Source organism: Massilia sp. UYP34 (genome assembly GCF_056279385.1).
In genome coordinates, this window is sequence record NZ_JBWBRF010000005.1 from 110,217 (window position 1) to 135,586 (window position 25,370).

At 67.3% G+C, this 25,370-nt stretch carries 19 protein-coding genes; 11 read left to right on the forward strand and 8 right to left on the reverse strand.

The annotated features are described in order from the left end of the window. Window positions 1-53 precede the first annotated feature (53 nt). From ACZ9AQ_RS11040 to ACZ9AQ_RS11050, 3 genes are read right to left on the reverse strand one after another with little or no spacing between them, the layout of a single operon-like run. The gene (locus ACZ9AQ_RS11040; protein ID WP_429204862.1) at window positions 54-875 is read right to left on the reverse strand and encodes a hypothetical protein; all 822 of its coding nucleotides are present in this window, start codon (window positions 873-875) and stop codon (window positions 54-56) included. A 4-nt stretch (window positions 876-879) separates the two neighbouring features. After that, window positions 880-1,587 carry a hypothetical protein gene (locus ACZ9AQ_RS11045; RefSeq protein ID WP_429204864.1) on the reverse strand — a complete coding sequence of 236 codons (708 nt, stop codon included), beginning with the start codon at window positions 1,585-1,587 and terminating at the stop codon, window positions 880-882. Next, window positions 1,587-2,750 (reverse strand): sialidase family protein, encoded by a 1,164-nt coding sequence (locus ACZ9AQ_RS11050; RefSeq protein WP_429204865.1) that lies wholly within the window; start codon window positions 2,748-2,750, stop codon window positions 1,587-1,589. Before ACZ9AQ_RS11050 ends, ACZ9AQ_RS11045 begins: the two co-directional genes overlap by 1 nt. A 329-nt stretch (window positions 2,751-3,079) precedes the next feature. Here ACZ9AQ_RS11050 and ACZ9AQ_RS11055 point away from each other — a divergent pair, with 329 nt between their 5' ends. Then, window positions 3,080-4,168: an MBL fold metallo-hydrolase gene (locus ACZ9AQ_RS11055; RefSeq protein ID WP_429204866.1), complete on the forward strand. Its 1,089-nt coding sequence runs from the start codon at window positions 3,080-3,082 to the stop codon at window positions 4,166-4,168. A 3-nt stretch (window positions 4,169-4,171) separates the two neighbouring features. Here ACZ9AQ_RS11055 and ACZ9AQ_RS11060 read toward each other — a convergent pair whose 3' ends face one another. After that, entirely contained in the window at window positions 4,172-5,284 is a 1,113-nt protein-coding gene (locus ACZ9AQ_RS11060) for a metallophosphoesterase (RefSeq protein ID WP_429204867.1), read from the reverse strand. 143 nt (window positions 5,285-5,427) lie between these two features. On the opposite strand from ACZ9AQ_RS11060, the gene ACZ9AQ_RS11065 reads away from it, so the two are divergent. Beyond that, window positions 5,428-6,195: a YdcF family protein gene (locus ACZ9AQ_RS11065; RefSeq protein ID WP_429204869.1), complete on the forward strand. Its 768-nt coding sequence runs from the start codon at window positions 5,428-5,430 to the stop codon at window positions 6,193-6,195. Here ACZ9AQ_RS11065 and recJ read toward each other — a convergent pair. Together recJ and ACZ9AQ_RS11075 are read right to left on the reverse strand one after the other, a co-directional pair. Then, window positions 6,192-7,895: a single-stranded-DNA-specific exonuclease RecJ gene (recJ, locus tag ACZ9AQ_RS11070; RefSeq protein WP_429204871.1), complete on the reverse strand. Its 1,704-nt coding sequence runs from the start codon at window positions 7,893-7,895 to the stop codon at window positions 6,192-6,194. The genes ACZ9AQ_RS11065 and recJ overlap by 4 nt on opposite strands. 19 nt (window positions 7,896-7,914) lie before the next feature. Then, complete coding sequence (locus ACZ9AQ_RS11075; protein WP_429204872.1) at window positions 7,915-8,937, reverse strand: hypothetical protein; 1,023 nt, start codon at window positions 8,935-8,937, stop codon at window positions 7,915-7,917. Between the two features lie 159 nt (window positions 8,938-9,096). Between ACZ9AQ_RS11075 and ACZ9AQ_RS11080 the strand changes: the two genes are divergently transcribed. From ACZ9AQ_RS11080 to ACZ9AQ_RS11120, 9 genes are all read left to right on the forward strand, one after another. Further along, window positions 9,097-10,380 (forward strand): lipoprotein-releasing ABC transporter permease subunit, encoded by a 1,284-nt coding sequence (locus tag ACZ9AQ_RS11080; RefSeq protein WP_429204874.1) that lies wholly within the window; start codon window positions 9,097-9,099, stop codon window positions 10,378-10,380. 38 nt (window positions 10,381-10,418) lie between these two features. Beyond that, complete coding sequence (locus ACZ9AQ_RS11085; protein ID WP_429204876.1) at window positions 10,419-11,696, forward strand: lipoprotein-releasing ABC transporter permease subunit; 1,278 nt, start codon at window positions 10,419-10,421, stop codon at window positions 11,694-11,696. Beyond that, complete coding sequence (gene lolD / locus ACZ9AQ_RS11090; protein WP_429204877.1) at window positions 11,689-12,390, forward strand: lipoprotein-releasing ABC transporter ATP-binding protein LolD; 702 nt, start codon at window positions 11,689-11,691, stop codon at window positions 12,388-12,390. The genes ACZ9AQ_RS11085 and lolD overlap by 8 nt, the downstream gene beginning before the upstream one ends. Before the next feature lie 3 nt (window positions 12,391-12,393). Then, window positions 12,394-13,200, forward strand: coding sequence for a TatD family hydrolase (locus ACZ9AQ_RS11095; protein ID WP_429204879.1), 807 nt, complete (start codon window positions 12,394-12,396; stop codon window positions 13,198-13,200). Window positions 13,201-13,328: 128 nt separating this feature from the next. Continuing rightward, window positions 13,329-16,157, forward strand: coding sequence for a type VI secretion system Vgr family protein (locus tag ACZ9AQ_RS11100; RefSeq protein ID WP_429204881.1), 2,829 nt, complete (start codon window positions 13,329-13,331; stop codon window positions 16,155-16,157). Continuing rightward, window positions 16,154-17,857 carry an esterase/lipase family protein gene (locus tag ACZ9AQ_RS11105; protein ID WP_429204883.1) on the forward strand — a complete coding sequence of 568 codons (1,704 nt, stop codon included), beginning with the start codon at window positions 16,154-16,156 and terminating at the stop codon, window positions 17,855-17,857. The genes ACZ9AQ_RS11100 and ACZ9AQ_RS11105 overlap by 4 nt, the downstream gene beginning before the upstream one ends. Window positions 17,858-17,949: 92 nt before the next feature. Next, entirely contained in the window at window positions 17,950-19,578 is a 1,629-nt protein-coding gene (locus ACZ9AQ_RS11110) for a T6SS immunity protein Tli4 family protein (protein ID WP_429204884.1), read from the forward strand. A gap of 160 nt (window positions 19,579-19,738) precedes the next feature. Further along, window positions 19,739-20,869, forward strand: coding sequence for a T6SS immunity protein Tli4 family protein (locus ACZ9AQ_RS11115; RefSeq protein WP_429204885.1), 1,131 nt, complete (start codon window positions 19,739-19,741; stop codon window positions 20,867-20,869). A 13-nt stretch (window positions 20,870-20,882) separates the two neighbouring features. Continuing rightward, window positions 20,883-23,234 carry a DNA internalization-related competence protein ComEC/Rec2 gene (locus ACZ9AQ_RS11120; RefSeq protein ID WP_429204887.1) on the forward strand — a complete coding sequence of 784 codons (2,352 nt, stop codon included), beginning with the start codon at window positions 20,883-20,885 and terminating at the stop codon, window positions 23,232-23,234. A gap of 12 nt (window positions 23,235-23,246) precedes the next feature. On the opposite strand, the gene ACZ9AQ_RS11125 is transcribed toward ACZ9AQ_RS11120, so the two are convergent. Together ACZ9AQ_RS11125 and ACZ9AQ_RS11130 are read right to left on the reverse strand one after the other, a co-directional pair. Continuing rightward, window positions 23,247-24,644 carry an ATP-binding protein gene (locus ACZ9AQ_RS11125; RefSeq protein WP_429204888.1) on the reverse strand — a complete coding sequence of 466 codons (1,398 nt, stop codon included), beginning with the start codon at window positions 24,642-24,644 and terminating at the stop codon, window positions 23,247-23,249. Window position 24,645: 1 nt separating this feature from the next. Then, entirely contained in the window at window positions 24,646-25,332 is a 687-nt protein-coding gene (locus ACZ9AQ_RS11130) for a response regulator (protein ID WP_429204889.1), read from the reverse strand. Between the last annotated feature and the right edge of the window lie 38 nt (window positions 25,333-25,370).

The following is a 25,370-nucleotide window of genomic DNA, read 5'->3' on the forward strand; positions in this document are numbered from 1 at the left end:
AGCGGGGCGGCAGGCGGGGCGACCCCGGCGCCGCCCCGCTCGCGTTCGGCGTCTTAGTCCGCGCCCAGGCCCGTGGCGATGGCCGCATCGGCGCCGGCGCCGGCGCTGAGCATCCAGCCCATCATCAGGAGGTAGAACATCAGCAGCGTGAAGAGCACCGACACGCGGCGCGCGCTGATGCCCTCGAACAGCGGCTTGTTGCCGTAGGCGACGCCGACGAAATAGGCGCCGAACACGGTGGCCATGTAGTGCACCGCGCCGAAGGTCTCGCCCAGCTCGCCCTTGCGCGGATGGTCGACCAGCAGGTGCGACAGGATCACCAGGATCAGGTAAGGCACCGAGGCGGCCAGCGGCGGCAGGTACAGGCCGAAGCGCTCGACGAAGGCGCGGATCGCCGGACGCTTGAGCGCGAGCAGCGGCAGGAACAGATTGTGGATCAGGCCGGTGATGACGATGACCTTGAGCAGCACGGCCTTGTGCAGGCTTTCCTCGCCGAAGCCCAGGTTGTGCAGATTGGTTTCGGCCTGGCGGTTATTTTGCAGGAACCATTCCGGCGACTGGATGTTCAGGATGCGCTGGAACCAGCTGACTTCTTCCAGCGCGGCCAGGGCCACCAGGCCGGTCAGGCCCGCCAGCGCCAGCACGCCGAGATCGAATCCCCCGCTCTTCCAGCGCGCGAGCGCGACATAGCCCAGGAGGCCCGAGGTCAGCGAAAATGCCAGGAACTGCATCCATTCGACGATGCCGTCTTCCACCAGCAGGCGCGACAGCTCATGCGGATTGTTGGCCCAGATCAGGGCCAGCAGCAGGCAGAACGCGTTGATGATCGAGGCCGAGATGATGACCGGATGCTTGTACCATTTGTTATCTACCACTCAATTACTCCTTCAAAGACGAAAAATGTTCGGCCGCCAGCGGCTGCAGCGCGCGCGTCGGGGCCGGATCGGGTTCGGATTCCGGCAGGCGGTCGGCGGCGCGGCGGCCGGCGCGACGCAGCGCGGCGGCCAGCAGGGCGGCCACGGCCCAGGCCCACAGCAGCGGGTCGACCAGGGCATCCCACAGGTTGCCGGTCGGCAGACGCAGCAGCGCGAAGAGGGCGAGCGCGCCCAGCAGGCTCGCCGCCGGAGCGCGCGCGTGGCCGCGCACGATGGCCAGCACGCAGGCGATGGCGGCGACGATGCCGAACAGCGGCGCGGCGCCCTGGCCAAAGCCGGCATAGTAGAAGCCGCGCGCCAACAAACCGACGGCGTCGAGATACAGCAGCGCGCCGCCGACGGCCAGCACGCCGGCCAGCGCCTGCGGCATGACCTGGCTGCGGCGGATGCCGCGCCAGCGCTCGGCCAGGCGCAGCAGGCAGCAGCCGACCAGCAGTCCGCTCGGATACTGGAAGGCCAGGCCCAGCCACCACGCCGGCGACAGCGCGCCCGGCAGGGCCATCGCCGCCAGCGCGAGCGCCAGCACCGCGGCCAGCGCCACGCGCGACATCGGCGCCGACCGGCGCCACAGCGCACACACCAGGGTGGCGAGGACGATCGCCCAGCCCAGGCGCCCGTACAGGATTTGCGTCGAGAGATCCGGCAGGTCCATCAAATCGTCCCTTCTGCATCGATGCGGTAGCGGTGGTGGGCGATCGCCTGGCGCTGCCAGGTATAGGTGACGTGCAGTTCGTCGCCGACCTGCTGCAGGGTCGGATACGAAAACTCGTCGCCGGCCTTGCCCATGGCGATATCGGCCACCGTGCGCCAGCTGCGCATGTCGTCGGAAATCGACAGGCGCAGTCTGCTCCGCGCGGTCGCGTCGTCGGCGGCGTGGTTGTGCAGCATCAGGAACTGGCCGCTGGACAGGCGGATCGCAGCCATCGAGGTATTGTGATTGGGCAGGTCGAGCGCCGGCAGGTCGCGCCAGCTGGCGCCGCCATCGATGCTGGCCGCATGCTGCATGCGACGCGCTTCGCTATTGTCGCGCAGCAGCGCGCGCACCTCGGTCTTCGACACCGCCACGATGGCCGGCTGCAGGGTCGAGGTGCTTGTGCCGATGCGCGCCAGCGAGGTCGGGTTACCCTCGGGGTCGAACGCCATCAGCATCGGATATTTGTTGCCGATCTCGAAATACACCGGCAGCCACCAGCCGCCGTCGCTGAGCGCCAGCGGCGAGGTGCGCACCAGCGCGCTGGTATTGAATAGCGGCGAGGTCGGCAGCACGCGACGTACGCGGAAGCTGGCGCCCTGGTCGTTCGAGACGATGTGGGCGATGCGCGACGCCGCCCAGCCGCCGAGGCCGGTGGCGACGACGTACAGGTGGATCTTGCCGTCGCGGTCGGTCCAGGCGACCGGATTGCCGATGCGGCGCACGCCGAAACCGAGCGCGGCGCCAAGCGACTCGCGGCTGGCGACCATCCACGGCGCGCTCCAGGCGCCATTGGCCCAGGTCGAGGCATATACCTTGACGTCGGGGCCGCTCTCGCGGCTGCCGGCCCACCAGAAGGCCAGCATGCGGTTGCCCGGCAGCGGCGTCATCGAGCTGGCGTGGGCCGACGGCATGCCGAGCGGCGCCGGAATATGGGTGCTCGACAGTTCGGTGAGCGTGACCGGGCCGCCGCGCACGGCATCGGCCAGGCTCGGCTGGGCGGCGGCCTGGGCGCCGCGGCTCCAGCGCAGGCCCTCGGCGCCGATCATGAGCAGCACGAGGAGCACGCAGCCGAGCAAGACGAGATTGCGGGGGCGCGGCTGAGGGATCTGGGGACTCTCCATTCGCTTCCAGTAGAGGGAACCCAGCAGTTGCGACCTGGGCTCTGACAGTGATCGTCCCGGATGCGACATGTCGCTGCGGGATTGCTGGCGCTAAATAACCGACCAGCAAAAGGCGCTATCGTACCGGAAAGCCGGCGAAAGCACATCAGGCAGGGGCGATATCGGCCGAAATCGCGACCCGATCAGCCGGCAGGACACGCTGGATGCCGCCGATCAAGAGCAGATCATGGCAAGCTTGCTAAGTTATCGGCAATTTCTCGATAGTAAGCCCGCATCTCCGCTCCCATCTCCGCGTACACTTGCGCTTTTTGACAGCCGGACTCTGCCGCATGCGTACTTTACCCGTACTACTCATCCTGACCCTTGTCCTGCTCGGGGCCGGATGTGCGAACCATAATCCGTATTTCGACTCAGCCAAGCCGCACCACCGGCCCGAAGGCTTTGCCAATAACTATCCGAACAACCCCGCCTACCGGCGGCCGGAACTCGGCTTCTTCGAGGGCTGGACGGCGCGCATCAAGAACTGGACCGAGGACGAATCCGCGCGGGCGCCGAGCGCGCCGATCCCGGCGGTGGCGCCGGACCTGGCTTTCATCCATGCCAACCGGGACACGCCGGCGCTGACCTGGATCGGCCATGCGACCTTTCTGTTCCAGACCGGGACGGGCGTGAACCTCCTGTTCGATCCGGTGTTCGACGAGCGCGCCTCGCCGCTGTCGTTTGCCGGTCCCAAGCGGCAGCAGCCGCCGGGCGTGGCGCTTGCCGACTTGCCGCGCATCGACGTCATCCTGATCAGCCACTCGCACTACGACCACCTGTCGCGCGACTCGCTGCGCCGGCTGTACCGCCAGGCCGGCGGCCCGCCGCTGCTGGTCGCCCCGCTGGGCGTGGACCGGTGGCTGGAGAAGAACGTCACCGGTGGCGACCGTTCGCGCATCGTCAAGCTGGACTGGTGGGACACGACCTTCTACCAGGGGCTCGAACTGCACCTGCTGCCGGTGCACCACTGGTCGGCGCGCTCGCCGTGGGACCGCAACGCGACCCTGTGGGGCGGCTTCGCGGTGACGCGGCCGGGTCATTCCTTCTTCTTCTCGGGCGACCTGGGGTACTCGAAGGACATCCAGGACATCGCGGCGCGCTTCGGCGGCTTCGACCTGGCGGCGATCGGTATCGGCGCCTACCAGCCGATCTGGTACCGCAATTCCCACGTCAGCCCGGAAGAAGCGGTGCGCATCCACCGCGAGCTGGGCGTCAGGCGCAGCGTCGGCATGCACTGGGGGACGTATCCGATGGGGCAGGAGCGGCTGGACCAGGCCGCGATCGACCTGGCCACCGCGCGCCGAGCGCAGGGCGTGGCCGATGACGAATTCTTCGTGATGAAGATCGGGGAAACCTACCGCGCGTCCGCCCCGCGCTGACCGCTACGCTGGCGGCGCGCGCAGGGTGAGCTTGAGGATCTCGCCCGGCTGCCACAGCCGCATGCGTGGGCCCCAGCCGCCGGCGCCGCGGCTGATCAAGAGCTGCATGTCGCCTTCGCGGTGCAGTCCGACCAGGTGCGGGAATTCGCGCTTGACCAGGTAGCTGAAGGGCCAGATCTGGCCGCCGTGGGTGTGCCCGGACAGCATCAGGCTCACCCCTTCGCGCGCCGCGCGCTCGACCAGGGCGGGCGCCGGGATGTGCGCCAGCAGGATCGTCGCGCCCTGGGCGCGGCTCGGGATCGTCGTGGCCAGGCCGGCATGGATGTCGCCGCCTCTGCGCAGGGCGCGGCCGATGTCGTCCAGGCCCGCCAGGTGCAGCCCGGGCGCGATCTCGACCCGCTCGTCGCGCAGCCATCTCACGCCGCCGGCAGCGAATTCCGCGATCGTGCCGCCGGCGTCGCCGTAGTATTCGTGGTTGCCCGTCACCGCCCACACGCCCAGCGGCGCGCGCAGGCGGCGCAGCACCGGCGCCAGCTGGTCGTCGTTGATCGGCTCGTCCTCGACCTGGTCGCCCAGCATCACGACCGCGGCCGGTTCCAACGCATTGATCTGGTCGACCCGCTTGCCGAGCCAGGCGGCGCGGCGCTGGGCGCCGAGGTGGGTGTCGCTGATCGCGACCAGGGTCGTGCCGTCGAGCGCCTGCGGCAGGCCGGCCAGCGTCAATTCGTGCTCGACGATGCCTGGTGCGCGCAGCGCCTGGAAGACGGCGAAGGCGCTGACCGACACGCCGGCGATGGCGCCGGCCGCCAAAATCTTCGGCGCCCATTTGCGCAGCCACAGTCCGAAGCCGGTCGCCAGGTCGGCCAGCAGCAGGTATTGGGTCATGACGAACAGGATGCCGAGCCAGGTCATGGCGAACTGGCCCGGCCACCAGCGCCAGTCGAGGGCGGCGTCGCCCAGGCGCACGCCGAGCAGGTAGACGGCCCAGACCACCAGCGCGCCCAGCCACCACCAGCGCGCCTTGACGCGCGTGCGGACGGGAGCGAGCGCATACAGGCGATGCGCCACATAGAAATGCATCAGCGTGCCGATGCCGTTGAGGATGAGTGAAAACATGTGTACTGACGCCGGTTCGGGCCGGCGAGGGGGAGTCCGGAACCGGGCAATCATAGCGGGAATGCAATTTGCATGTCGCCAGGAATTTTCCTGAAGTCATGTGGGGTGTATACTGCGTCGCCCCCGTCATCCCCCATCGCCCAGTGACAGAACTGTTCAACGCGGTCGCGCGCAACCTGATTCTTCCGCCCGCCAGCCTGCTCCTCTTGACCGCGCTCGGCCTGCTGCTGCGGCGCCGCTGGCGGCGCGCCGGGGGCATCGTCGCCGGTTTTTCCCTGGCGCTGCTGGTCCTCCTGTCGAGCAGCGCCGGCGCGGGCTTTTTGGTCCGGCCGCTGGAGGCGATGGCGACCCCGCTGCGCGAGCCGGAAAAGGCCGGGGCGCAGGCGATCGTGGTGCTGGCTGCCGGCCGCCTGCGGGCGGCGCCGGAATACGACGGCCGCGACATCCCCGACCATGTCGCGCTGGCGCGCCTGCGCTACGCGGCGCACCTGCATCGGCGCACCGGGCTGCCGATCCTGGTCAGCGGCGGCGCGCCACGCGCGGGCAGCACGAGCCTGGCCGATGCGATGGCCAGCGCGCTGCGCGAGGATTTCGGGGTGCCGGTGCGCTGGGTCGAGGGGCGTTCGCGCAATACGGCCGAGAATGCCGCCTTCAGCGCCGCGCTGCTGCGCCTTGACAAAGTGGAGCGGGTGCTGCTGGTGACCGATGCGATGCACATGGAACGCGCCCGCACCGTGTTCCAGCGCGCCGGGCTGCGGGTGACGGATGCGCCCACCATGTTCTTCGGCGACCAGGCGCGCGGCGCGCTCGCCTGGGTGCCGAGCGCCGAGGGCATGCGCCGCTCGTGGTACGCCACGTATGAGCTGATCGGGAATGCCTGGTACTGGCTCAGATCGAGCGGGGCATCCTAAGCGGCTTCGGCGTGCTCCACCAGCAGCTGCACCTTGGTCACCCCATTGTATTCATTGGCGTCGAGCCGGAACGCGACCCGCGCGCGCTCGGGCAGGCTGTCGGCGTGCCCGAACCAGATCGCGTCATATCGGCGGCCATTCTTCTCGAGCTGGAGTTTCAGGTGGCGCTCCTTGAGGATGCGCTGGCTGACCACGCGGAACTCGTCGCAGAACACCGGCGGCGCGAAGCCCTGGCCCCATACCTGGTCGTCCATCAGCGCGATGAACTGGGTCGAATAGAACTCGTCTTCGAGCGGGCCGTCGGTCTCGACGATGCGCTCGAGCTGGGCTTCGGTCAGCCAGGCCTGGCCGACCGCCTCGAACGCCTGGCAAAAATGATCGAAAGCATCCAGGCGGATCGACAGGCCGGCCGCCATCGCGTGGCCGCCGAACTTGTCGATCAGGCCAGGCACGCGCTTGGACACCAGGTCGAGCGCGTCGCGCAGGTGAAAGCCCGGGATCGAGCGGCCCGAGCCCTTGATCCAGCCGTCGCCGGCCGGGGCGAAGGTGATCGTCGGCCGGTAGAATTTTTCCTTCAGGCGCGAAGCGACGATGCCGATCACGCCCTGGTGCCAGCCTTCGTCGAACACGGCGATGGTGCTGGCGCTGGTGGGCTCGAAGCTGTCCAGGTGCAGCAGGGCGGTGTCCTGCATCTCGGCCTCGATCTCGCGCCGTTTGAGGTTGATCTCGTTGAGCTGCTGGGCGATGGCCCAGGCGCGACCCTCGTCGTCGGTGGTCAGGCACTCGATGCCGAGCGCCATGTCTTCCAGCCGGCCGGCGGCGTTCAGGCGCGGGCCGACGGCAAAGCCCAGGTCGAACGGCGAGGCGCAGCGCGCTTCGCGGCCGGCCACGCGGAACAGGGCGGCCACGCCCGCATGCATGCGGCCGGCGCGCATGCGCTTCAAGCCTTGCGCGACCAGGATGCGGTTGTTGGCGTCCAGCTTGACCACGTCGGCGACGGTGCCCAGCGCGACCAGGTCGAGCAGGCTGTCCAGTTTCGGCTGGGTCTGGGCGTCGAACACGCCGCGCCGGCGCAGTTCGGCGCGTAGCGCCAGCAGCACGTAGAACACCACGCCGACGCCGGCCAGGTGCTTGCTCGGAAAGCCGCATTCGGGCTGGTTCGGGTTGACGATCACGCGCGCCGGCGGCAGGGCGTCGCCCGGCAGGTGGTGGTCGGTGACGACGACCTCGATGCCGAGCCGGTTGGCCTCGAGCACGCCTTCCATGCTGGCGATGCCGTTATCGACCGTGACGATGATGTCGGGGTTCTTTTCGCGCGCCATGATCTCGACGATGCCGGGCGTGAGGCCATAGCCGTGCACCACGCGGTTGGGCACGAAGTAGTCGACCTGGGCGCCCATCGCGCGCAGGCCGCGCAGGGCGACCGCGCAGGCGGTGGCGCCGTCGCAGTCGTAGTCGGCGACGATGGTCATGCGCTTGCCGGCCCCGATGGCGTCGGCCAGGAACGCGGCGGCCGCGTCGATGTGCTTCAGGCCCGAAGGCGGCGCCAGCGCCGTCAGCTCGCTCGAGAGTTCGCGCACGTGCTCCAGGCCGCGCGCGGCATAGATGCGCGCCAGCACCGGGTGGACGCCATCCTGGCGCAGCAGTTCCGAAATGCGGAACGGGCAGGGGCGGGTGGAGATGCGGGTCGAGGTAGTCAAGATGCGGTCAACCATGCGGTCAGATGAGTGAGTCCAATGTAGGGCGGCGCCAGAACTTGCGCTGCGCCAGCGCGCTCGTCGTGTAGTCGGCGAGCGCCTCGCGGCTGCTCAGGACCAGGCGCAGTTCGCGCACCCGGCCATCCTTGAGCGCCGCCAGCAGCGGCGCGAACAGTGCGTCTTCGAGGTGCTGCATGCCCTGCAGCCAGTCGCTCCAGTCGGCGGCCAGCGCGGCCTGGCCCAGGTTGCCGGCGACCAGCAGGCCGCCCTGCGCCAGGACGCCGTCCAGGTCGTCGAGCGACGCCAGGCGCTGCTGGCCCAGGGCGGCCAGCCAGCCGGGGACGGCGTATGTGTAGGTGGTCATCTTCGTCGAGGGCGGCTGCCCCTGCACACTCGCGCCCCAGACCCAGAAGGCGTTCACCACCGGCAGCCGGCGCGCCTCGCGCGCGGCGTTCACCGGGTGGGCATGCCAGGCCATCTGCACCTCGTTCTGCAGGCGCCGGAACGCTTGCGCCCGGGCGCCCTTGGGCATGAAGTCGGTCAGGTCCATATTGGCGACGGTGTCCGGGCTGGCGGTGTCGAAGCCGGTCCAGTCGTCGGCGCGCAGGAACCAGGTATGGGCATCGCCATAGCGCAGTGCGTGGCCGGTCTCTTCGCACAAGACCCGGGCGGCCTCGAACAGCGCGCGGCCATCCTCGTCGTCCAGGCTCACCTGGCGCGCGTCGGCCATCATCAGGTGGCTGCGCGCGATCTGGATGTGGGCCGGCGTGACGATATGCCAGCGGCCGGGACCGGGTTCGAACCCGAAGCCGCGCATGGCGGCGCCGGCGAACGGGGTGGGGCCATCGTCGGCCAGGCCGAGTTGGCGCGCCAGCCAGGTTTCGTGCGGCAGGGCGTGGGCGGCGTCGGCTCCGGGGGCGCGCCGGGCGCTCGAGGTGCGCGACAGCAGCGCGGCCAATGCCGGCGCCTGCAGGGCGCGGACCAGGTCGGGGGCGAATTCGGGGAGCGGGAGGGCGAACGGCAGGACAAGCGTAATATGAGCCATCCCGCTATTTTAGGCCAAAACCGGCCGGTCGGCGGGTTCGATCTCGGCTTGCCGCCAGGTGTTTGCACATGGGTTTTTGATAATTGGCGCCACAAAAGTGGTTTGTCTGGCAAACTGCCGGGTTGGCGCAGCCAAAAGAACAAGAACCGACAGGATTGTATGAGCATCACCCACAAACTTCCGTACGAATGGCAGATCGGCCTGCGCTACACCCGCGCCGGCAAGCGCAGCGGCCGCAACAGCTTTATCTCGTTCATCTCGATGGCGTCGGTGGCCGGCATCGCCCTCGGCGTGGCCGCCCTGATCGTGGTGCTGTCGGTGATGAACGGCTTCCAGAAGGAAGTCACCAGCCGCATGCTGTCGATGCTGGCCCATGTCGAGATCTTCGATGCGCGCGGCGCGATGCCGGACTGGCGCGCCGCCAGCAGCGCGGCGCTTGGCCACCCCGAGGTGCGCGCCGCCGCCCCTTTCCTCGATGCGCAATCGATGCTGCTGGCCGGTGGGGTCATGAAGCCGGCCCTGTTGCGCGGCGTCGAGCCGGCGCAAGACGCCAACGTGTCCGACGTCGCGCAGCAGATGAAGGAAGGCAGTATCGAATCGCTGCGTCCCGGGTCCTATAACGTGGTGCTGGGCCGCGCGCTGGCCAGCTCGCTTGGGGTCGAAATGGGCGACCGCGTCTCGCTGCTGGTGGCCAGCAGCGGCATACTGGGCGGCGCCAGCGCGCCCGGCGAAAACGCCCTGCCGCGCTCGCGCGCGTTGACCGTGTCGGGCATCTTCGAGGCCGGTCACTTCGAATTCGATTCCACGCTGGCGCTGGTGAACATCCGTGACGCCGAGACCGCGACCGGGGCCACGGCGCCGCTCGGCCTGCGCCTGCGCCTGGCCGACCTGCAGCAGGCGCCGCGCGTGGCCTACGAGCTGCAGCAGTCGATGGCGGGCGACCTGATCATGCGCGACTGGACCAAGGTGAACACCGTGTGGTTCGCCGCCGTGCAGTCGCAAAAGAACATGATGTTCATTATCCTGACGATGATCGTGGCGGTGGCCGCCTTCAACCTGGTCTCGACCCTGGTCATGACGGTCAAGGACAAGCAGGCCGACATCGCCATCCTGCGCACCCTGGGCGCTTCGCCGCGCGGCATCATGAAGATCTTCATCGTGCAGGGCACGCTGGTGGGCATGCTGGGCGGCCTGCTCGGCGTGGGCCTTGGCGTTTTGGTGGCGCTGAACGTCGACGTGATCGTGCCGGCCATCGAGCGCGTGCTCGGCGTGCACTTCCTGTCGCAAGAGGTCTACCTGATCAGCGAAATGCCGTCCGAGCTGCTATGGCGCGACGTCGGCTGGATCGGGGGCGTGGCCGTGGTGCTGGCGTTCCTGGCCACGATCTACCCGAGCTGGGCCGCGTCGCGCGTCAAGCCGGCCGAGGCGCTCAGGTATGAATAACGCCGACTCCGTCATCACCAATCCGATCATGGGAACACATGAGCATCATCCACAAACTGCCGTATGAGTGGCAGGTCGGCCTGCGCTACACGCGGGCCGGCAAGCGCAGCGGGCGCAGCAGCTTCATCTCCTTCATTTCGCTGATCTCGGTGGCCGGCATCGCCCTCGGCGTCGCGGCCCTGATCATCGTGCTGTCGGTGATGAACGGCTTTCAAAAGCAGGTCACCGACCGCATGCTGTCGGTGCTGGCCCATATCGAGGTATTCGACGCTTCCGGCAGCCTGCCCGACTGGCGCGCGTCGGCGCAGGAGGCGCTGCGTAACCCCGCCGTGCTGGGCGCGGCGCCGTTCGTCGAGACCCAGGGCCTCTTGGTGCGCGACGGCGTGATGCGCCCGTCGATCGTGCGCGGCGTGCTGCCGGGCGAGGAAGACAAGGTCTCGACCGTGGCGCGCCAGGTGCGCGCCGGCAGTTTCGACGCCTTGAAGCCCGGCAGTTTCAACATCGTGCTGGGCTATGCGCTGGCGCGTTCGCTCGGCGTCGGGCTGGGCGACAAGGTCACCATGGTGCTGGCCCAGGGCCAGGTCACGCCCGCCGGCATGGTGCCGCGCACCCGCAGCTTCACCGTCGCCGGCATCTTCGAGGCCGGCCACTTCGATTTCGACGCCGCGCTGTCCTTCATCCACGTGGAAGACGCCCAGCGCCTGGAGCGGCTGCCGGCGCCGTCGGGCCTGCGCCTGCGCATCGCCAACGTGCGCGAGGCGCCTGAAGTGGCCGAGCAGTTAAGGAACCAGATGAGCGGCGCGAAGGAGGGGACGCTCACGGTGCGCGACTGGCCCAAGCTCAACGCCAACTGGTACGCTGCCGTACAGACCGAAAAAAAGATGATGTTCATCATCCTCACCCTGATCATCGCGGTGGCCGCCTTCAACCTGGTCTCGAGCCTGGTGATGACGGTGACCGAGAAGCAGGCCGACATCGCGATCCTGCGCACGCTGGGCTCGTCGCCGCGGTCGATCATGAAGATCTTCATGGTGCAGGGCGGCGTGATCGGCGTGCTGGGCACGCTTGCCGGCGTCGGCATGGGGGTAGCGGTGAGCCTGAACATCGATGTCATCGTTCCGTTCATCGAACGTTTGCTGGGAGTGGAGTTCTTGTCCAAAGATATATATTTGATCAGTACCGTGCCATCCGACCTGCATGGGCCGGACGTCGCCGTCATCGGCGTCATCTCGGTGCTGCTGGCGTTTGCCGCCACCGTTTATCCGAGCTGGGCCGCATCGCGTGTGAAACCGGCGGAGGCGCTTCGCTATGAGTGATGCATTCAACGGCGCGCCGGTGCTCGCCTGCCGCGGCCTCGGTAAAACCTTCAGGCAGGGCGACGCCGACGTGCGCGTCATCGACGGCATCGATTTCGCCGTCCACCGCGGCGAGCGGGTCGCCATCGTCGGCGCCTCCGGTTCCGGCAAATCGACGCTGCTGCACCTGCTGGGCGGCCTGGATACGCCGAGCAGCGGCTCGGTGACCCTGCACGGCGAGGATTTCGCCAACCTGTCCGAGGCGCGCCGCGGCGAACTACGCAACACGGCATTGGGCTTCGTCTACCAGTTCCACCACCTGCTGCCCGAGTTTACGGCGCTCGACAACGTCATGATGCCGCTCTTGATCCGGCGCGAACGGCGCCCGGTGGCCATGGAGCGTGCGCAGGCGATCCTGGAACGCGTGGGCCTGGGCCGGCGCGTGGCGCACCGTCCGGGCGAACTGTCGGGCGGCGAGCGCCAGCGGGTGGCGCTGGCGCGCGCGCTGGTCACCCAGCCCGCATGCGTGCTGGCCGACGAACCGACCGGCAACCTCGATCACACCACGGCGCAGATCATCTTCGACCTGATGCTCGAACTGTCGCGCACCCTCGGCACCGCCTTCGTGATCGTCACCCACGACATGGAGCTGGCGCGCCGCTGCGACCGCGTGCTGCGCATGACCGAGCACGGCCTGCAGCCGGCCCAGGGCTGAGCGATGTGGATCGACACCCACGTTCACCTGGACGCGCGCGAATACGGCGGCGACGGTGCGGGGGTCGCGCGCAAGGCGCAGGAAAGCGGCGTGTCGATGATCGTGATCGTGGCGGTCGAGCGGGGCAACTTCGACGCCGTGGCCGGCCTGGCGCACGCCAGCCCGAACGCCTGCTATGCGCTCGGCATCCACCCGATCTGCGTGCCGCAGGCGCAGGACGACGACCTGGCCCATCTGCGCACCCGGGTGGAGCAGGCGATGAGCGACCCGCGCTTCGTGGGCATCGGCGAGATCGGCCTGGATTTCTTCATCCCGGAGCTGACCGCGCCGGCCATGCGCGACAAGCAGGAGCGGTTCTTCCGCGAGCAGCTGCGCATCGCGCGCGACTTCGGCCTGCCGGTCTTGACGCACGTGCGGCGCTCGCAAGACCAGGTGCTCAAGCACCTGCGCCAGATTCGCCCGCCATCGGGAATCGCCCATGCGTTCAACGGCAGTTTCCAGCAGGCGCAGAATTTCATTGAGCTCGGGTTCCACCTGGGATTCGGCGGCAACATGACCTTCACGCGCGCGCTGCAGATCCGGCGCCTGGCGGCCGAGCTGCCCCTGGCGTCCATCGTGCTCGAGACCGACTCGCCCGACATCGCGCCGAGCTGGATTCATCCGGGACGCAACAGCCCCGATCAACTTCCGGGCATCGGCGCCACCCTGGCCGAGCTGCGAGGGATCGGGGTGGAGGAGGTGCGCCAGGCAGCGTTTCAGGCATCGATCGCCGCAATCCCCCGTCTTTCCGGGCTGTGTGGCGTCATATAGACGACCGTCAGCGTTCCGGGAAGTTCAGCCGATCTCACTCGACAGTTGCTGACACGCCCCAAATCCCGTAGTTGCCCGCTGTGACAAGATGTGCTTCCTCATGAATAAATACCGGACGGGAGACACACTTGGACAGCGCGAGCGAATTCCTGCGCATGCTGCAGCACGAGAAATCGCTGACGACGGCGCACCGGCCGATCCGGCTGCGCCTGGGCCACGCCGACCACCTCGCCGATGAAGTCCTGCTGCCGCAGCGGGTGAGCGGCAGCGAATCCGTCTGCGGCAGCCTCGAATACGTCGTCACCTGCGTCGCCTCGACCCCGCGCCTGCCGCTCAAGGAACTGATCGCGCTGCCGGCCGAAATCCAGTTCGTCACCGACCGCGGCCAGCTGCGCGGCGCCTGCGGCATCGTGGCCGAGGCCAGGGCCGGCGATTACGACGGCGGCCTGGGCGTCTACCAGCTGGTGATCCGCGACGCGCTGGCGATCATGGAAAAGCGCGTCAACAGCCGCGTGTTCCGCTACCAGAACGAACTCGAGATCGTGCGGGTGTTGTTCGACGAATGGCGCCAGTCGAACGGCGTGCTGGCCAGCGCTTTCGAATACGAACTCGATCCGCTGTTCGACATGCGCCAGTTCCCGCCGCGCGAACAGACAATGCAATACAACGAATCCGACGCCGCTTTCGTGCGCCGCCTGTTGCGCCGGCGCGGCGTGGCCTGGACCTTCCGCCCCGGCCATGCGCGCACCCGGACGCTCGAGGTCGAACGCGACACTTCGCCGGTGCACACGCTGGTGCTGTTCGCCGATGCCGACTCGCTGCCGCGCAACGGCGCCGGCACCGTGCGCTACCACCGCGGCGGGGCCAGCGAAGAGCGCGACACCATCGCGTCCTGGAGCGCCGCGCGCCGCCTGCAGGCGGGCAGCACCACGCGCCACAGCTGGGACTACCGCAATCCGCTCGGCACCCAGTTCATGACCTCCACCGCGCGCAGCATGGCCGACCAGGGCCGCAGCGGCAACCAGCTCGCCGCCAGCCTCGACGACTACCAGGTCGAGATGCCGCATGCGGGCAACGACGTCGAAGACCACTGGCGCCTCGGCCAGGTGCGCATGAACCGCCACGAATTCGAAACCAAGTGCTTCCACGGCGAGGGCAATGTGCGCGACCTGCGCGCCGGCGAATGGTTCACCCTGAGCGGCCACCCGGAGATCGACACCCACCCGGCGGCCGAGCGCGACTTCACCATCACCGCGCTGCACGTCGAGGCCGAGAACAACCTCCCGGCTGACGTCTCGGCGCGCGTGCGGCGCCTGATGGGCGCCTGGGCCGACGCCGACGCCTTCCCGGACGCCGCGCCATCGCTGGATACGGTGCGGGTGCGCGTGAGCTTCGACGCGGTCCGGCGCGGCATCCCGCTGGTGCCCAGCTTCGACCCGCGGGTCGACTTGCCGCATCCGCAGCTGCAAAGCGCGATCGTCACCGGCCCGCCCGGCGAAGAGGTGCATTGCGACGCGCTGGGCCGGGTCAAGATCCGCTTTCCCGGCATGCGGACCAGCGACCACCGCCATGCGCACGGCGCCGGCGCATCCGACACGCCGGCCGATTCGGCCTGGGTGCGTGTGGCGTCCAACTGGGCCGGCGCCGGACCGGGCAGCCAGCAGCAGGCCGGCACGCTCGGCCTGCCGCGCGTCGGCACCGAGGTGCTGGTGGCCTTCATGGGCGGCGACCCCGACCGGCCGGTGATCCTGTCGCAGCTGTACAACCAGCGCGCGCAGCCGCCGGCGCTGAGCCGGGCGGGGGACTTGCCGGGCAACCGCTATCTGTCGGGGATGCGCAGCCGCGAGATCGGCGGGGCGCGCGGCGGCCAGCTGCTGTTCGACGATACGCCGGGCCAGATCGGAGTGCAGATCGCCAGCGAGCACGCGGGCTCCGAACTGAACCTCGGCTGGTTGACTGAGCCAAGGTCGAATGGCCAGGGCGGCGCGCGCGGCGAGGGCGCCGAGCTGCGCAGCGACAAGGCGGTGGCGCTGCGCGGCGGCGAAGGCATCCTGCTCAGCGCCGGGGGCAAGCAGGACGATGCCGGCGCCCAGCTCGAACGCGCCAGCCTGGTCGGGATCGCGGAGGCGATGCACGGCGTGCTGGACACGCTGGGACGACTGGCGGGCGACCATGGCGAGAACGAAGAAGCCAGGCCGCGCCTGGATGCGCTGGCCGAACGGCTGCGCCACTGGCACGACGGCTCGAACGTCGCGCCGGGCGCCGATGCGGGCGCGGGCGGCGCGCCGATGGTGGCGGTAAGCGCCCCGGCCGGGGTGGTGGTCGCGAGCGACGACAGCATCGCCCTCGGCGCCCAGACCAAGGTCGACATCGTCTCGACCGGCGACGCCGAACTGGCGACCGGCCGCAGCCTCTTTTTGCGCGCCTCGCGCGCGCTCAGCATGTTCGCCTATGAACTGGGCATGAAGCTGATCGCCGCCCGTGGCGACATCGTGGTGGAGACCCACCGTGGCGACATCGAGATCAAGTCCTCGAACCGTATCCGCCTGATCGCCGCCACCGGCATCGAGCTGGAAGCGCCATCGGTGAAGGTGGTGTCGCAGGGCACCCAGACCGACTGGGACGGCGGCACCATCACCCACCAGAGCAGCGGCAAGCACGTGGTCAGGGCGGCCTCGGTGGAGCATCTGTCGCCGGGCACAGGCACGCCCGCCGGCCTGCGCCTGCCGGCGACCGAACTGGAAACGGACGAGCGGGTGGTCGTGATCGACCGCCAGACCAATCTGCCGGCACGGGGCAAGCGCTACATCGCGCGCCACGAAGACGGCACGCGCATCGAGGGCGTCACCGACGACGAGGGACGCACCAGCATCCTGAGCAGCTACGCCATGGGCGATATCGAAATCCGTCTGTTGCCCGATGACGAACCGAGCGAACCCGGTGCGGGCCGGGCATGAAGGAGCCGACCCGACCAATTCCCCAGCCAACTGTCGACCGCGATGGAAGCCTGGTGGCACATACCGTCGCGACGCCGACGGCCTTCAAGGTGAGGGCCAGGGTCACGATTGGGTCGCGCAAGGTGATTCCGGTGATCCTTGTACCCGGCATCATGGGATCCAATCTTCGAGCCCGTGCCAACATGAGAGTCCGGAAGGACGATATTCTCGCACCCGGCGAGCCGGCCTGGAGACCACCGAACGGCGTCGTTGAAGGTTTTTGGGAGGCACGAAAGTGGGCGGAGCGCTCCCCTTCCGAACGGCAGCGCATTCTCGATGCCAGCATCCTTGAAGTCGATCCGGATGGCGAGTTGGCCTTTGGCCCTAGCAATGTCGACCCTCGGATGCTACGGGAGCGGGGATGGGGAGAGGTGCATGCCGGCTCCTACGGCGCCCTCCTGATCGACCTGCAGAGGCACCTTGACAAGACATTTCAGGTATCTCCGCGTGGCGAGCGGGAGATTCGTCATTTCTGGCTTCGGGTCATGCAGTCCCAAGCGGGATCTTGGGGTGTGCGCAGTATCGAGAAAGTGACCGAAGCAGAACTCGAAAAATATGCAGCCTATCAGTATCCAGTTTATGCCTTCGGCTACAACTGGCTTGAATCATGCGAGAAATCGGCGCGCCGATTGCGTACACGTATTGATCAAATCAAGAAATTTTGGACCGAGCGAAAACACGAATGCGGGAAGGTGATCCTGATAACGCACTCCATGGGGGGGCTGGTCGCGCGGGCCTGTGCGCGACTGAGTTCGCCTGGTGACGGTAGCGCGCCCGATATCGCGGGAATTATCCATGCAGCCATGCCCGCGCTCGGCGCTCCTGTCACCTATCGGCGCATTGCATGCGGCACGGAAGGTGGGCGCTATACCAATGGGCTTGGGGACAATCTCAAGGCAGGAGCCGTGGCGGACATTGCAGGTGAAAGCGCAGCAGATACGACTCCTGTGATGGCTCTCTCGCCAGGGGTGCTTCAGTTGTTGCCAAACCACCTCTATCCCAAGCCTTGGCTCGTCATTAAGACGATTCGATCGGTAAATCGGCGCGACGATGTGCGTGATTTGCTTTCACTCCCGGATGGCAATCCATACGACCTCTATCGCGACATGAAGTCCTGGTACCGCATGATCGACCCCGATCTCGCGGATCCGGCCAGACGTTTCGAAGATTCCGAGCGTAGTGTCGTTGATGGCATATCGGATGCCATTCGAGAAGCTGAATATTTTCATACCGAACTACTGACTTCACAGGACGGTAATAAGGCGCAGACACCTTACTATCACCCGAATACCTATGCCTTTTACGGTGCAGACAAGTCTCTGAAGGCATATGGACAGATTCGATGGGTTGCCCGGGAACCCTCGGTGAGTCCTGCAGCGCTTACGCCATCAAGTATTCGCAAGGGAAACCTCAAGTCAATCACTGAGCAAGGCTCCCGCGAGGTGTACATCGGTCAGGACTTGCAGTTGCGCTTTTCGGTTTGGCCCGAAGATGCATATGGAGACGAAACCGTACCGGTGCAATCCGGTGCCGGCCCCGCTGCACATATACGGCAGATGTTCGCGCCGGCAGGACTGCGTCATCAAGATACCCTCCAGCCCGAGACAATGCGCCTCCTGATACGGCATCTCATCGTCAAGATCGTACAGGACGTCCAATGAAGCGGAGTCGCGGTCGGCGTGTCCGTTGGGTATGTGGGCTCACGGCAGTCGCGCTGGCCCTGACATCGTTCCTTGCGAATTCGGTGCAAACGGTGCATGACAAGCAGAAGGTGGCAAAAATGACGGAAAAAATGAGAACAGTTTGCGTCGGCCGTTTTTTGATAGATCTACCTGCTGATGCGCCGGTGAAAATTAGATACGGATCTGTTGGTGGCTTGGATATCGAAAGTACCACCGTCGAGTCGGATGAAGAGTTCGCATCCCGGTTGCGTCAGACCGAAATCGAAATGGCAGAAGCTATCAATAGGGAGGGGCGCCCCAGCTTGGAATCCAGCAAGGAAATCGCAGTAAACGCCGGCCAGGGAAAAACTTTTATATACAACCGTCGGCGAACGAAGGTGCTGGAAGATCATGGATTCGCCTTCAGCGAAAATGTCGCTCTCCTCAGCTTGCTGCGATTTCCAAACCTGAGCATTACTGGTGAAATCGAATGGGTGGCACCCCGTAATATTCCGAGAATAACAAGCATCCTGAACTTTATTCGACCGCTCGGAGAAGGAGAGATTCCTCGTGAGAGCGGTTTCTGCGTTGGACACGCAATTGTCCTGGATCCTTACGAGCACAACAATCGCGAAAGCGCGGTCATGTTCGCTGGGTTGCCGGGCCATCCGGATGTGAACATCGTTCTCTCTTCCATGGCGGGCACGCGCCCCGCGCCAGGGCTGCTCGAACGAAATGCAAAGGCAGCGGCGCGCGAGCCCCTTTTTATGCGACTGGCGTTCAGCAACTTACGTGAGCATAAGCGCGCCATCAATGGGCTTGATGGAGAAGAACTGGTGATGCGCATACGTGAGCCAAGTTTTACCACAGGCTACTCATTCCAGTGGGAGGCGACAGGAAGGCCGGATGATGTCTACACACCGACGTTAAAGCTGGAGCTTGAGTCCGGGGTGAATCCAGTTGCCGGTGGAAAGCCTCTCCAGTCGACGCTGTCCGAAGAGGCCATGTTCGAACTCTGGGAGAGCATCGTCAACAGTATCCGTTTGCGGCCTTACGTGGAGCGGACGGGGGCCGTGGCCGAGGAGCCTCGCGTCGCGTTGGGAGCAAGTGCTCTGGCGGGAGAAGTCTGTCCTCAGACTGGTTGGTGGCAATGTGCCGACGGCGGCACTGGAGTCACAGTCCTCGGTGGCCAACGTCAATTCATCAAACAGGGCCAGTTCATGCCGCAGGCACTGCTTCTACCGCAGCAGACGATGTGGCAGCGGTTACGGGGTGTACAACCAAGTTATGAGAGCAAGAACTCGACGCTGTGGGCGCTGGTCGACAGGCGGCGAAGTACTCGAGTCTTGCATCATAGCGGGCTCGAACAGGCGCTGGCGTCTCCAGAGTTTCTCGTCCTCGCGGCGGGAGGACACCCTACTGGAAGTTTTGAGGCGCCGATTGGTAGTGTTGTGAAGACAGGTGCCGCCTGTCCAGCCAGCGGATGGTGGCGATGTGAAGATAGCCATGCGCTCGATGGTACCCGCTGGTTTGCAGCCGGGAGCTTGCTTCCCGCCGCGACTTTTCGCGCGCAGTTCGGTGGCCGGGGTGGCGGGCACTCCGAACTGATTCATCGGCGCAGTGCTTGGCAACTGGTACGTCATGTCGATGCCAATCCATTCCCGGAAATCACACCGGACGAGTCGAAACCACAAGGTACAGGTGGCGACTCAACAGTGTAAAGATTGGCGGCTGAGAATGGCCATTCACGAGCTGCTATGGCCGTACCTGCAGTCATTTGTTACCGCAGTTCCTGGCAGCCGGTAACTAATTCCTGTGCACCAAGGGTGCCGACATGGATAAGGTGAGCGGCTAGCGGCCATGTCACAGCGAGAAATGCACATGAAATGGATCACTCGACGCAGGATTGGATGGATTTGCTTGATGGCGGTACTCTCGACAGTCCTGGTGTTCGGGACGCACCGGGCGTTGCAGAACGATAGGGACCGCAGCGCGATCTTACGGCTCACGGAGAACATGCATGCCGTGTGCGTGGGCCGCTTCCTGATTGACTTGCCTGCCGATGCGAACATAGATGTACGCCCGGGTTTCGTTGGAGGGTTCAATATAGAGAGTTCTGCCAATGAAACTGAAGAGGAATTCGATACCCGGCTCAATGCGCTGGAATCGCAAATAGTCGCCGTCGGTGTCGGAGAGCAGCCACCACATCTCGAGACAGCCAAGGCATTCGGCGTAGGCGACGCACGAGGAAAGGTCGCTGTATATGACAGGCGACGAGGACAGACCGTAGAAGACGGTCGCCTCGCGGATATCGAAGACGTCAGCGTGACAGGTGTTCTCCGTATCGACGGACTGAGTGTAACGGCAAGTGCGACCCATCGGCCCCTGGATGTGGGGGCGCGGCTTGAGCAGACGTTTGGACGAGTTCGCGCCTTGAATTCAGGAGAAATTCCCTCAGAGGAGGGCTTTTGTATCAATCGAGCGATCGTACGCGATCCATTCGAACATAGAGGCAATGAGAGCGTTGTGCTCGTTGCCAGCTTGCCTGGTCACCGCGACGTCAATATCGTACTGTCATCCATCGCAGGGACCGATCCTGCGCCGGGCTTGCTTGAGCGGCATGATAGAAACAGGGCGCGCCATCCTGTGCTCATGCGGCTTGGCTTCGAATATCTTCGTCAGCGTCCTCGTACCATCAACGGTTTGACTGGCGAAGAGCTCGCCATGCGAATCCGCGAATCGAACTTGACGACCGGATATTCATTTCAATGGGAAATGGCAGGCAAAAAGAATGATTTGTACGCTCCACTACTGTTGATCGAGCTCGAGTCCGGGGTGAATCCGGTCGCTGGTGGCCGTCCCGTTCAATCGACCCTCTCGCAGGCAGCCATGCTCGATCTGTGGGAGCGCATCGTGAGCAGTATAAGAGTGCGTCGTCCGGAGACTGCAGAGCCCTTGTCCCCTGAGCCACGCGCCAAGAGCCACCCTGGCATGCGGCGCACCGAATCATAACGCGGCCCAGTCCATGCGAAGCGCGATCCTCGCGTTCGCCACCGGCGCCGCCGCACTTCAACTTCAGCCCGCGCTGCCGCCGGCGAGCATCATGCTGGCTGGCGCAATCACGACAATCGCCACATGCCTTCTGCTGCGCGGCCTGCCCCGCGCAATCACGTCCGGCCTCCTGCTCGGCTTCTTCTGGGCCGCCTCCTGCGCCCACCTGGCCCTGCACGACGCCTTGCCGCACCACGACGAAGGCCGCGACATCACCGTCACCGGCATCGTCGCCAGCCTGCCGCACCGCTTCGACGGCGGCGTGCGCTTCCAGTTCGACGTCGCGCGCACCGAGACCCGCGACGCCACCGTCCCGCCCAGGATCGTCCTGTCCTGGTACGGCGCCGCCGCCGCCGATCCCGCCTTCGTCCATCCCGGCGAACGCTGGCGCCTGGTGGTTCGCCTGCAGCGCCCCCACGGCAACGCCAACCCCCACGGATTCGACTACGAAGCCTGGCTGCTGGAGCAGGGCGTGCGCGCCACCGGCTATGTGCGTCCCGCAGGCAGCCGGAACCAACGTCTCGCCGACTGGTCCCCTGGCGTCGGCTACGCGATCGAACGCGCGCGCGGCTACCTGCGCGCGCGCATCCTGGCCGTCCTCGACGGCCAACCGTATGCGGGCGTGATCGTGGCCCTCGTCATCGGCGACCAGCGCGGCATCGACCAGGACGACTGGGACGTCTTCAACCGCACAGGCATCAGCCATCTGGTGTCGATCTCCGGCCTGCACATCACGATGGTGGCGGGGCTCGCGGCGTGGATCGTCGCCAGCCTGTGGCGCCGCTCGTTCTGGACCGACGCCCAGCTGCCGCTCATCCTGCCGGCCCAGAAGGCGGCCGTTCTGGCCGGGGCGACGGTGGCGCTGATGTACGTGCTGCTGGCCGGCTTCGGCGTGCCGGCCCAGCGCACTTTCTACATGCTGGCCGTGGTCGCGAGCGCCGTATGGTGCGGCCGCATCGCTTCCAGTTCGCACGTCCTGTGCCTGGCGCTCGGCATCGTCGTGCTGCTCGATCCCTGGGCCATGCTGTGGCCCGGTTTCTGGTTGTCCTTCGGCGCGGTGGCCGCCATCCTGTATGCCTGCAGCGGGCGGCTCGGCGAACGAACGCGCGGCTGGCGCGCGGGGCTGCTGGTGGCGGCGCGCACCCAATGGGCCGTCACCATTGGCCTGGCGCCGCTGACACTGCTGCTGTTCGGCCAGGTGTCCCTGGTCAGCCCATTGGCAAATGCGGTGGCGATCCCCGTCATCAGCCAGTTCGTGACGCCGCTGGCGCTGGTCGGCAGCATCCTGCCGTCGCCGCTGGCTGGCCTGGTCCTGGGCACGGCCCACCTGGGCATCGAGTTGCTGGCGTGGCCCCTGCAGCGGCTGGCCGCGCCCGCGCTGGCTGTATGGACGGCGCCGGCGCCGGCGCCCTGGATCCTCGGGCTGGCGCTCATCGGCACGGCATGGATGCTGGCGCCGCGCGGCTGGCCGCAGCGCTGGGCCGGCTTCGCGGCCTGGACGCCGCTGCTGACGCAACTGCCGACGGCGCCGCCGCCCGGCGCGTTCACCGTCACCGCCTTCGACGTCGGCCAGGGCATGGCGCTGCTGGTCGAAACCCACCGCCACCGGCTGCTGTACGACACCGGCCCGCAGTACGCGCCGGGCGCCAGCGGCGCCACCCGCGTCATCCTGCCTTACCTGCGCGGGCGCGGCATCGGGCGGCTCGACACCCTGGTGGTGTCGCACAGCGACCTCGATCACGTCGGCGGCGCCGACGCCGTGCTGCAGACGCTGGAGGTGGGGGAGGTCAAGTCGTCGCTGCCGCCCGCGCACCCGTTGCTGCGCCTGGCGCCGCACCGGCAGCGCTGCCTGGCCGGCCAGGGCTGGGAGTGGGATGGCGTGCGCTTCGAGATGCTCGCGCCCGACGCCGCCAGCTACGCCAATGCGCGCCTGAAGGCCAACGCGCGCAGCTGCGTGTTACGGGTGAGCGCCGGCGGCAAGGCGATCCTGCTGGCGGGCGACATCGAGGCAGCGCAAGAGGCAGCGCTGCTGCGCCTGGGCGCGCCGCAGTTGCGGGCCGACGTGCTGCTGGCGCCGCACCACGGCAGCGGCACCTCGTCGACCGCATCCTTCCTGCAGGCGGTCGGGCCGTCGCTGGGCATCTTCCAGGTCGGCCATCGCAATCGCTACCGGCATCCCAAGAAAGAGGTCTACGCGCGCTACGCCGAGCACGGGATACGGCGCCTGCGCACCGACGAGCGCGGCGCCGTCACGCTGCGCTTCGGCGCCGCACTGCAGGTCGAGACCCATCGCGAGACGCACGCGCGTTATTGGCACGGCCGCTGACGTCTTGTGGGCTCACGCCTGCGGCAACGTGATCGTCACCCGCAGTCCGCCACCCTCGCGGTTGCGCGCCACGATCGCGCCGCCATGGGCCTGCACCACGCGCTGGGCGATCGCGAGCCCCAGGCCGTGGCCATCGGTGCTGGCGCCGGCGCGCGCTGCGCCGGCGCGAAAGAAGGGCTGGAATACCGCCCCCAGGTCCGCCGGCGGGATGCCCGGCCCCCGATCGAACACGTCGATGCGCGCCAGGCCGTCGCCGGCGCTCACCGCGACGGTCACGGCGCCTCCGCCGGCGCCGTGCTTGGCGGCGTTGCGCACCACGTTTTCCAGGGCGCTCCACAGCAGGTCGGGGTCGCCGGTCACGCCGACGCTGCTTTCGGCCTCGACCAGGAAGCGCATGGCGATGCTGGTTGTCGGCCCATCGCCCGCCTCCTGCTGCGCAGCCTCGAAGCGGGCGTCGGCCACGATGCCGTCCGCCAGCTCGGCCAGGTCGACCGGCTCGCGCCGCAGCGCGTCGGGCAGGGCTTCCAGGCGCGACAGCGTCAACAGCTCGCCGATCAGCTTGTCCATGCGGTTGCTCTCGCGCTCGATGCGTTCGAGCGTGCTCGCGAACTTGTCCGGCTGCTGGTGCGCCAGCCCGACCGCGGCCTGCATGCGCGCCAGCGGCGAGCGCAGCTCGTGCGAAACGTCGTGCAGCAGGCGGCGCTGGCCGTCCATCAGGGCACGCAGGCGGCCGCTCATGCGGTCGAAATCGCGTCCCAGGTCGCTCAGCTCGTCGCCGCCCTTGGTGGCGCGCCCGAAGCGCGGCGCCAGGTCACCGGCGGCGGCGGCCTCGAAGGCGCTGCGCAGGGCGCGGATGGGGCGCGAGAAATACCAGGCCAGCAGGGCCGCGAACAGCAGGCTGGCCACGACCGCGGCGCCGATCACGACGGTCTGCCCGATGCGGCGGCGCGCGCCGGGGTCGAGCGCCGGCGTCAACGGATCGGGCGGTCCGCCCCGCGCTCGTTCCGGCCGCCCGTACCGGCGCGGCACGAACGCGAGGTATTGCGCGCCGTCGGGGCCGACCAGGCGCCGCGCGCCGCGCTGTTCGCCGTTGCCGAGCTGGCGCTCGGCTTCCTTGAGCAGCTCGGCCGGCGCCGCGCGCCCGAGCAGGTCGCGGCGCCCCGCGTCCAGCACGTACAGCTGCGGGCGCCGCAGGTCGGCCAGCAGGCCGCGCAGCGCCGCTTCGCCGCCGTAGCGCAGGGTGGCGGCGGCCGCGTCGAGGGCGACTGCGGCCGGTGGGCCGGAATCGAGGCTCGAGCTGGCCTTCTGGCGCGCCTGGTCGCGCAGCCAGAAGGCGCCGCCGATGGCAATGGTGGCGGTCAGCTGCGCCAGTAGAATGCAAAGGAAGAACTTCCAGAACAGCCGCCCCATGCTAGTCCCGGATCAACTGGTAGCCCTGGCGGTAGATGGTCTGCAGGCACGAGCGGCCGTCCGCCAGCGGTCCGAGCTTGTGGCGCAGGCTGCTCAGGTGGACGTCGATATTGCGGTCGAAGCGCGCCAGCGGCCGACCCAGGCCCTGTTCCGACAGGTCGCTTTTGCTCACCGGCTTTCCGGCATTGCGGGCCAGTACTTCCAGCAGGTTGAACTCGGTGCTGGTCAGGTCCAGTGGCTGGCCGTCCCAGGTGGCGCGCCGCCCCTCGGGATGCATGGTCAGCTTGCCCACCGTGAGGGCAGCGCCCGGGCTGCTCTCGGGCTGCGCCTGGGTGCGGCGCAGGATGGCGCGCACCCGCGCCGTCAGTTCGCGCGGCGTGCATGGCTTGGCCACGTAGTCGTCGGCGCCCAGTTCGAGGCCGAGGATGCGGTCGGCGTCGTCGCCGCGCGCGGTCAGCATCAATACCGGGATGCGGCTTTCGGCGCGGATCCGGCGCAGCGCATCGATGCCGCTGGCGCCGGGCATCATGACGTCGAGGATGGCGATGGCGTGGCGGCCGCTGAGCGCTTCGCGCGCGCCATCCTCGCCGTTGTGGACGCAGGCGACCCTGAAACCTTCCCGTTCGAGGTATTCGGCGAACATGCCGACGAGTTCGACGTCGTCGTCGATCAGCAATACTTGGTTCATGGCGACAGGATAGCGCAGTCGCGCGCCGCGGTCTCTTG

What these genes read in the sequence shown, in the direction of transcription:
- ACZ9AQ_RS11125 (WP_429204888.1), bottom strand. Translation starts at nt 24,644, where the DNA reads ATGGGGCGGCTGTTCTGGAAGTTCTTCCTTTGCATTCTACTGGCGCAG.
- ACZ9AQ_RS11120 (WP_429204887.1), top strand. Translation starts at nt 20,883, where the DNA reads ATGCGAAGCGCGATCCTCGCGTTCGCCACCGGCGCCGCCGCACTTCAA.
- ACZ9AQ_RS11080 (WP_429204874.1), top strand. Translation starts at nt 9,097, where the DNA reads ATGAGCATCACCCACAAACTTCCGTACGAATGGCAGATCGGCCTGCGC.
- ACZ9AQ_RS11115 (WP_429204885.1), top strand. Translation starts at nt 19,739, where the DNA reads ATGAAATGGATCACTCGACGCAGGATTGGATGGATTTGCTTGATGGCG.
- ACZ9AQ_RS11095 (WP_429204879.1), top strand. Translation starts at nt 12,394, where the DNA reads ATGTGGATCGACACCCACGTTCACCTGGACGCGCGCGAATACGGCGGC.
- ACZ9AQ_RS11085 (WP_429204876.1), top strand. Translation starts at nt 10,419, where the DNA reads ATGAGCATCATCCACAAACTGCCGTATGAGTGGCAGGTCGGCCTGCGC.
- ACZ9AQ_RS11055 (WP_429204866.1), top strand. Translation starts at nt 3,080, where the DNA reads ATGCGTACTTTACCCGTACTACTCATCCTGACCCTTGTCCTGCTCGGG.
- ACZ9AQ_RS11130 (WP_429204889.1), bottom strand. Translation starts at nt 25,332, where the DNA reads ATGAACCAAGTATTGCTGATCGACGACGACGTCGAACTCGTCGGCATG.
- ACZ9AQ_RS11060 (WP_429204867.1), bottom strand. Translation starts at nt 5,284, where the DNA reads ATGTTTTCACTCATCCTCAACGGCATCGGCACGCTGATGCATTTCTAT.
- ACZ9AQ_RS11105 (WP_429204883.1), top strand. Translation starts at nt 16,154, where the DNA reads ATGAAGGAGCCGACCCGACCAATTCCCCAGCCAACTGTCGACCGCGAT.
- lolD (WP_429204877.1), top strand. Translation starts at nt 11,689, where the DNA reads ATGAGTGATGCATTCAACGGCGCGCCGGTGCTCGCCTGCCGCGGCCTC.
- ACZ9AQ_RS11075 (WP_429204872.1), bottom strand. Translation starts at nt 8,937, where the DNA reads ATGGCTCATATTACGCTTGTCCTGCCGTTCGCCCTCCCGCTCCCCGAA.
- ACZ9AQ_RS11045 (WP_429204864.1), bottom strand. Translation starts at nt 1,587, where the DNA reads ATGGACCTGCCGGATCTCTCGACGCAAATCCTGTACGGGCGCCTGGGC.
- ACZ9AQ_RS11050 (WP_429204865.1), bottom strand. Translation starts at nt 2,750, where the DNA reads ATGGAGAGTCCCCAGATCCCTCAGCCGCGCCCCCGCAATCTCGTCTTG.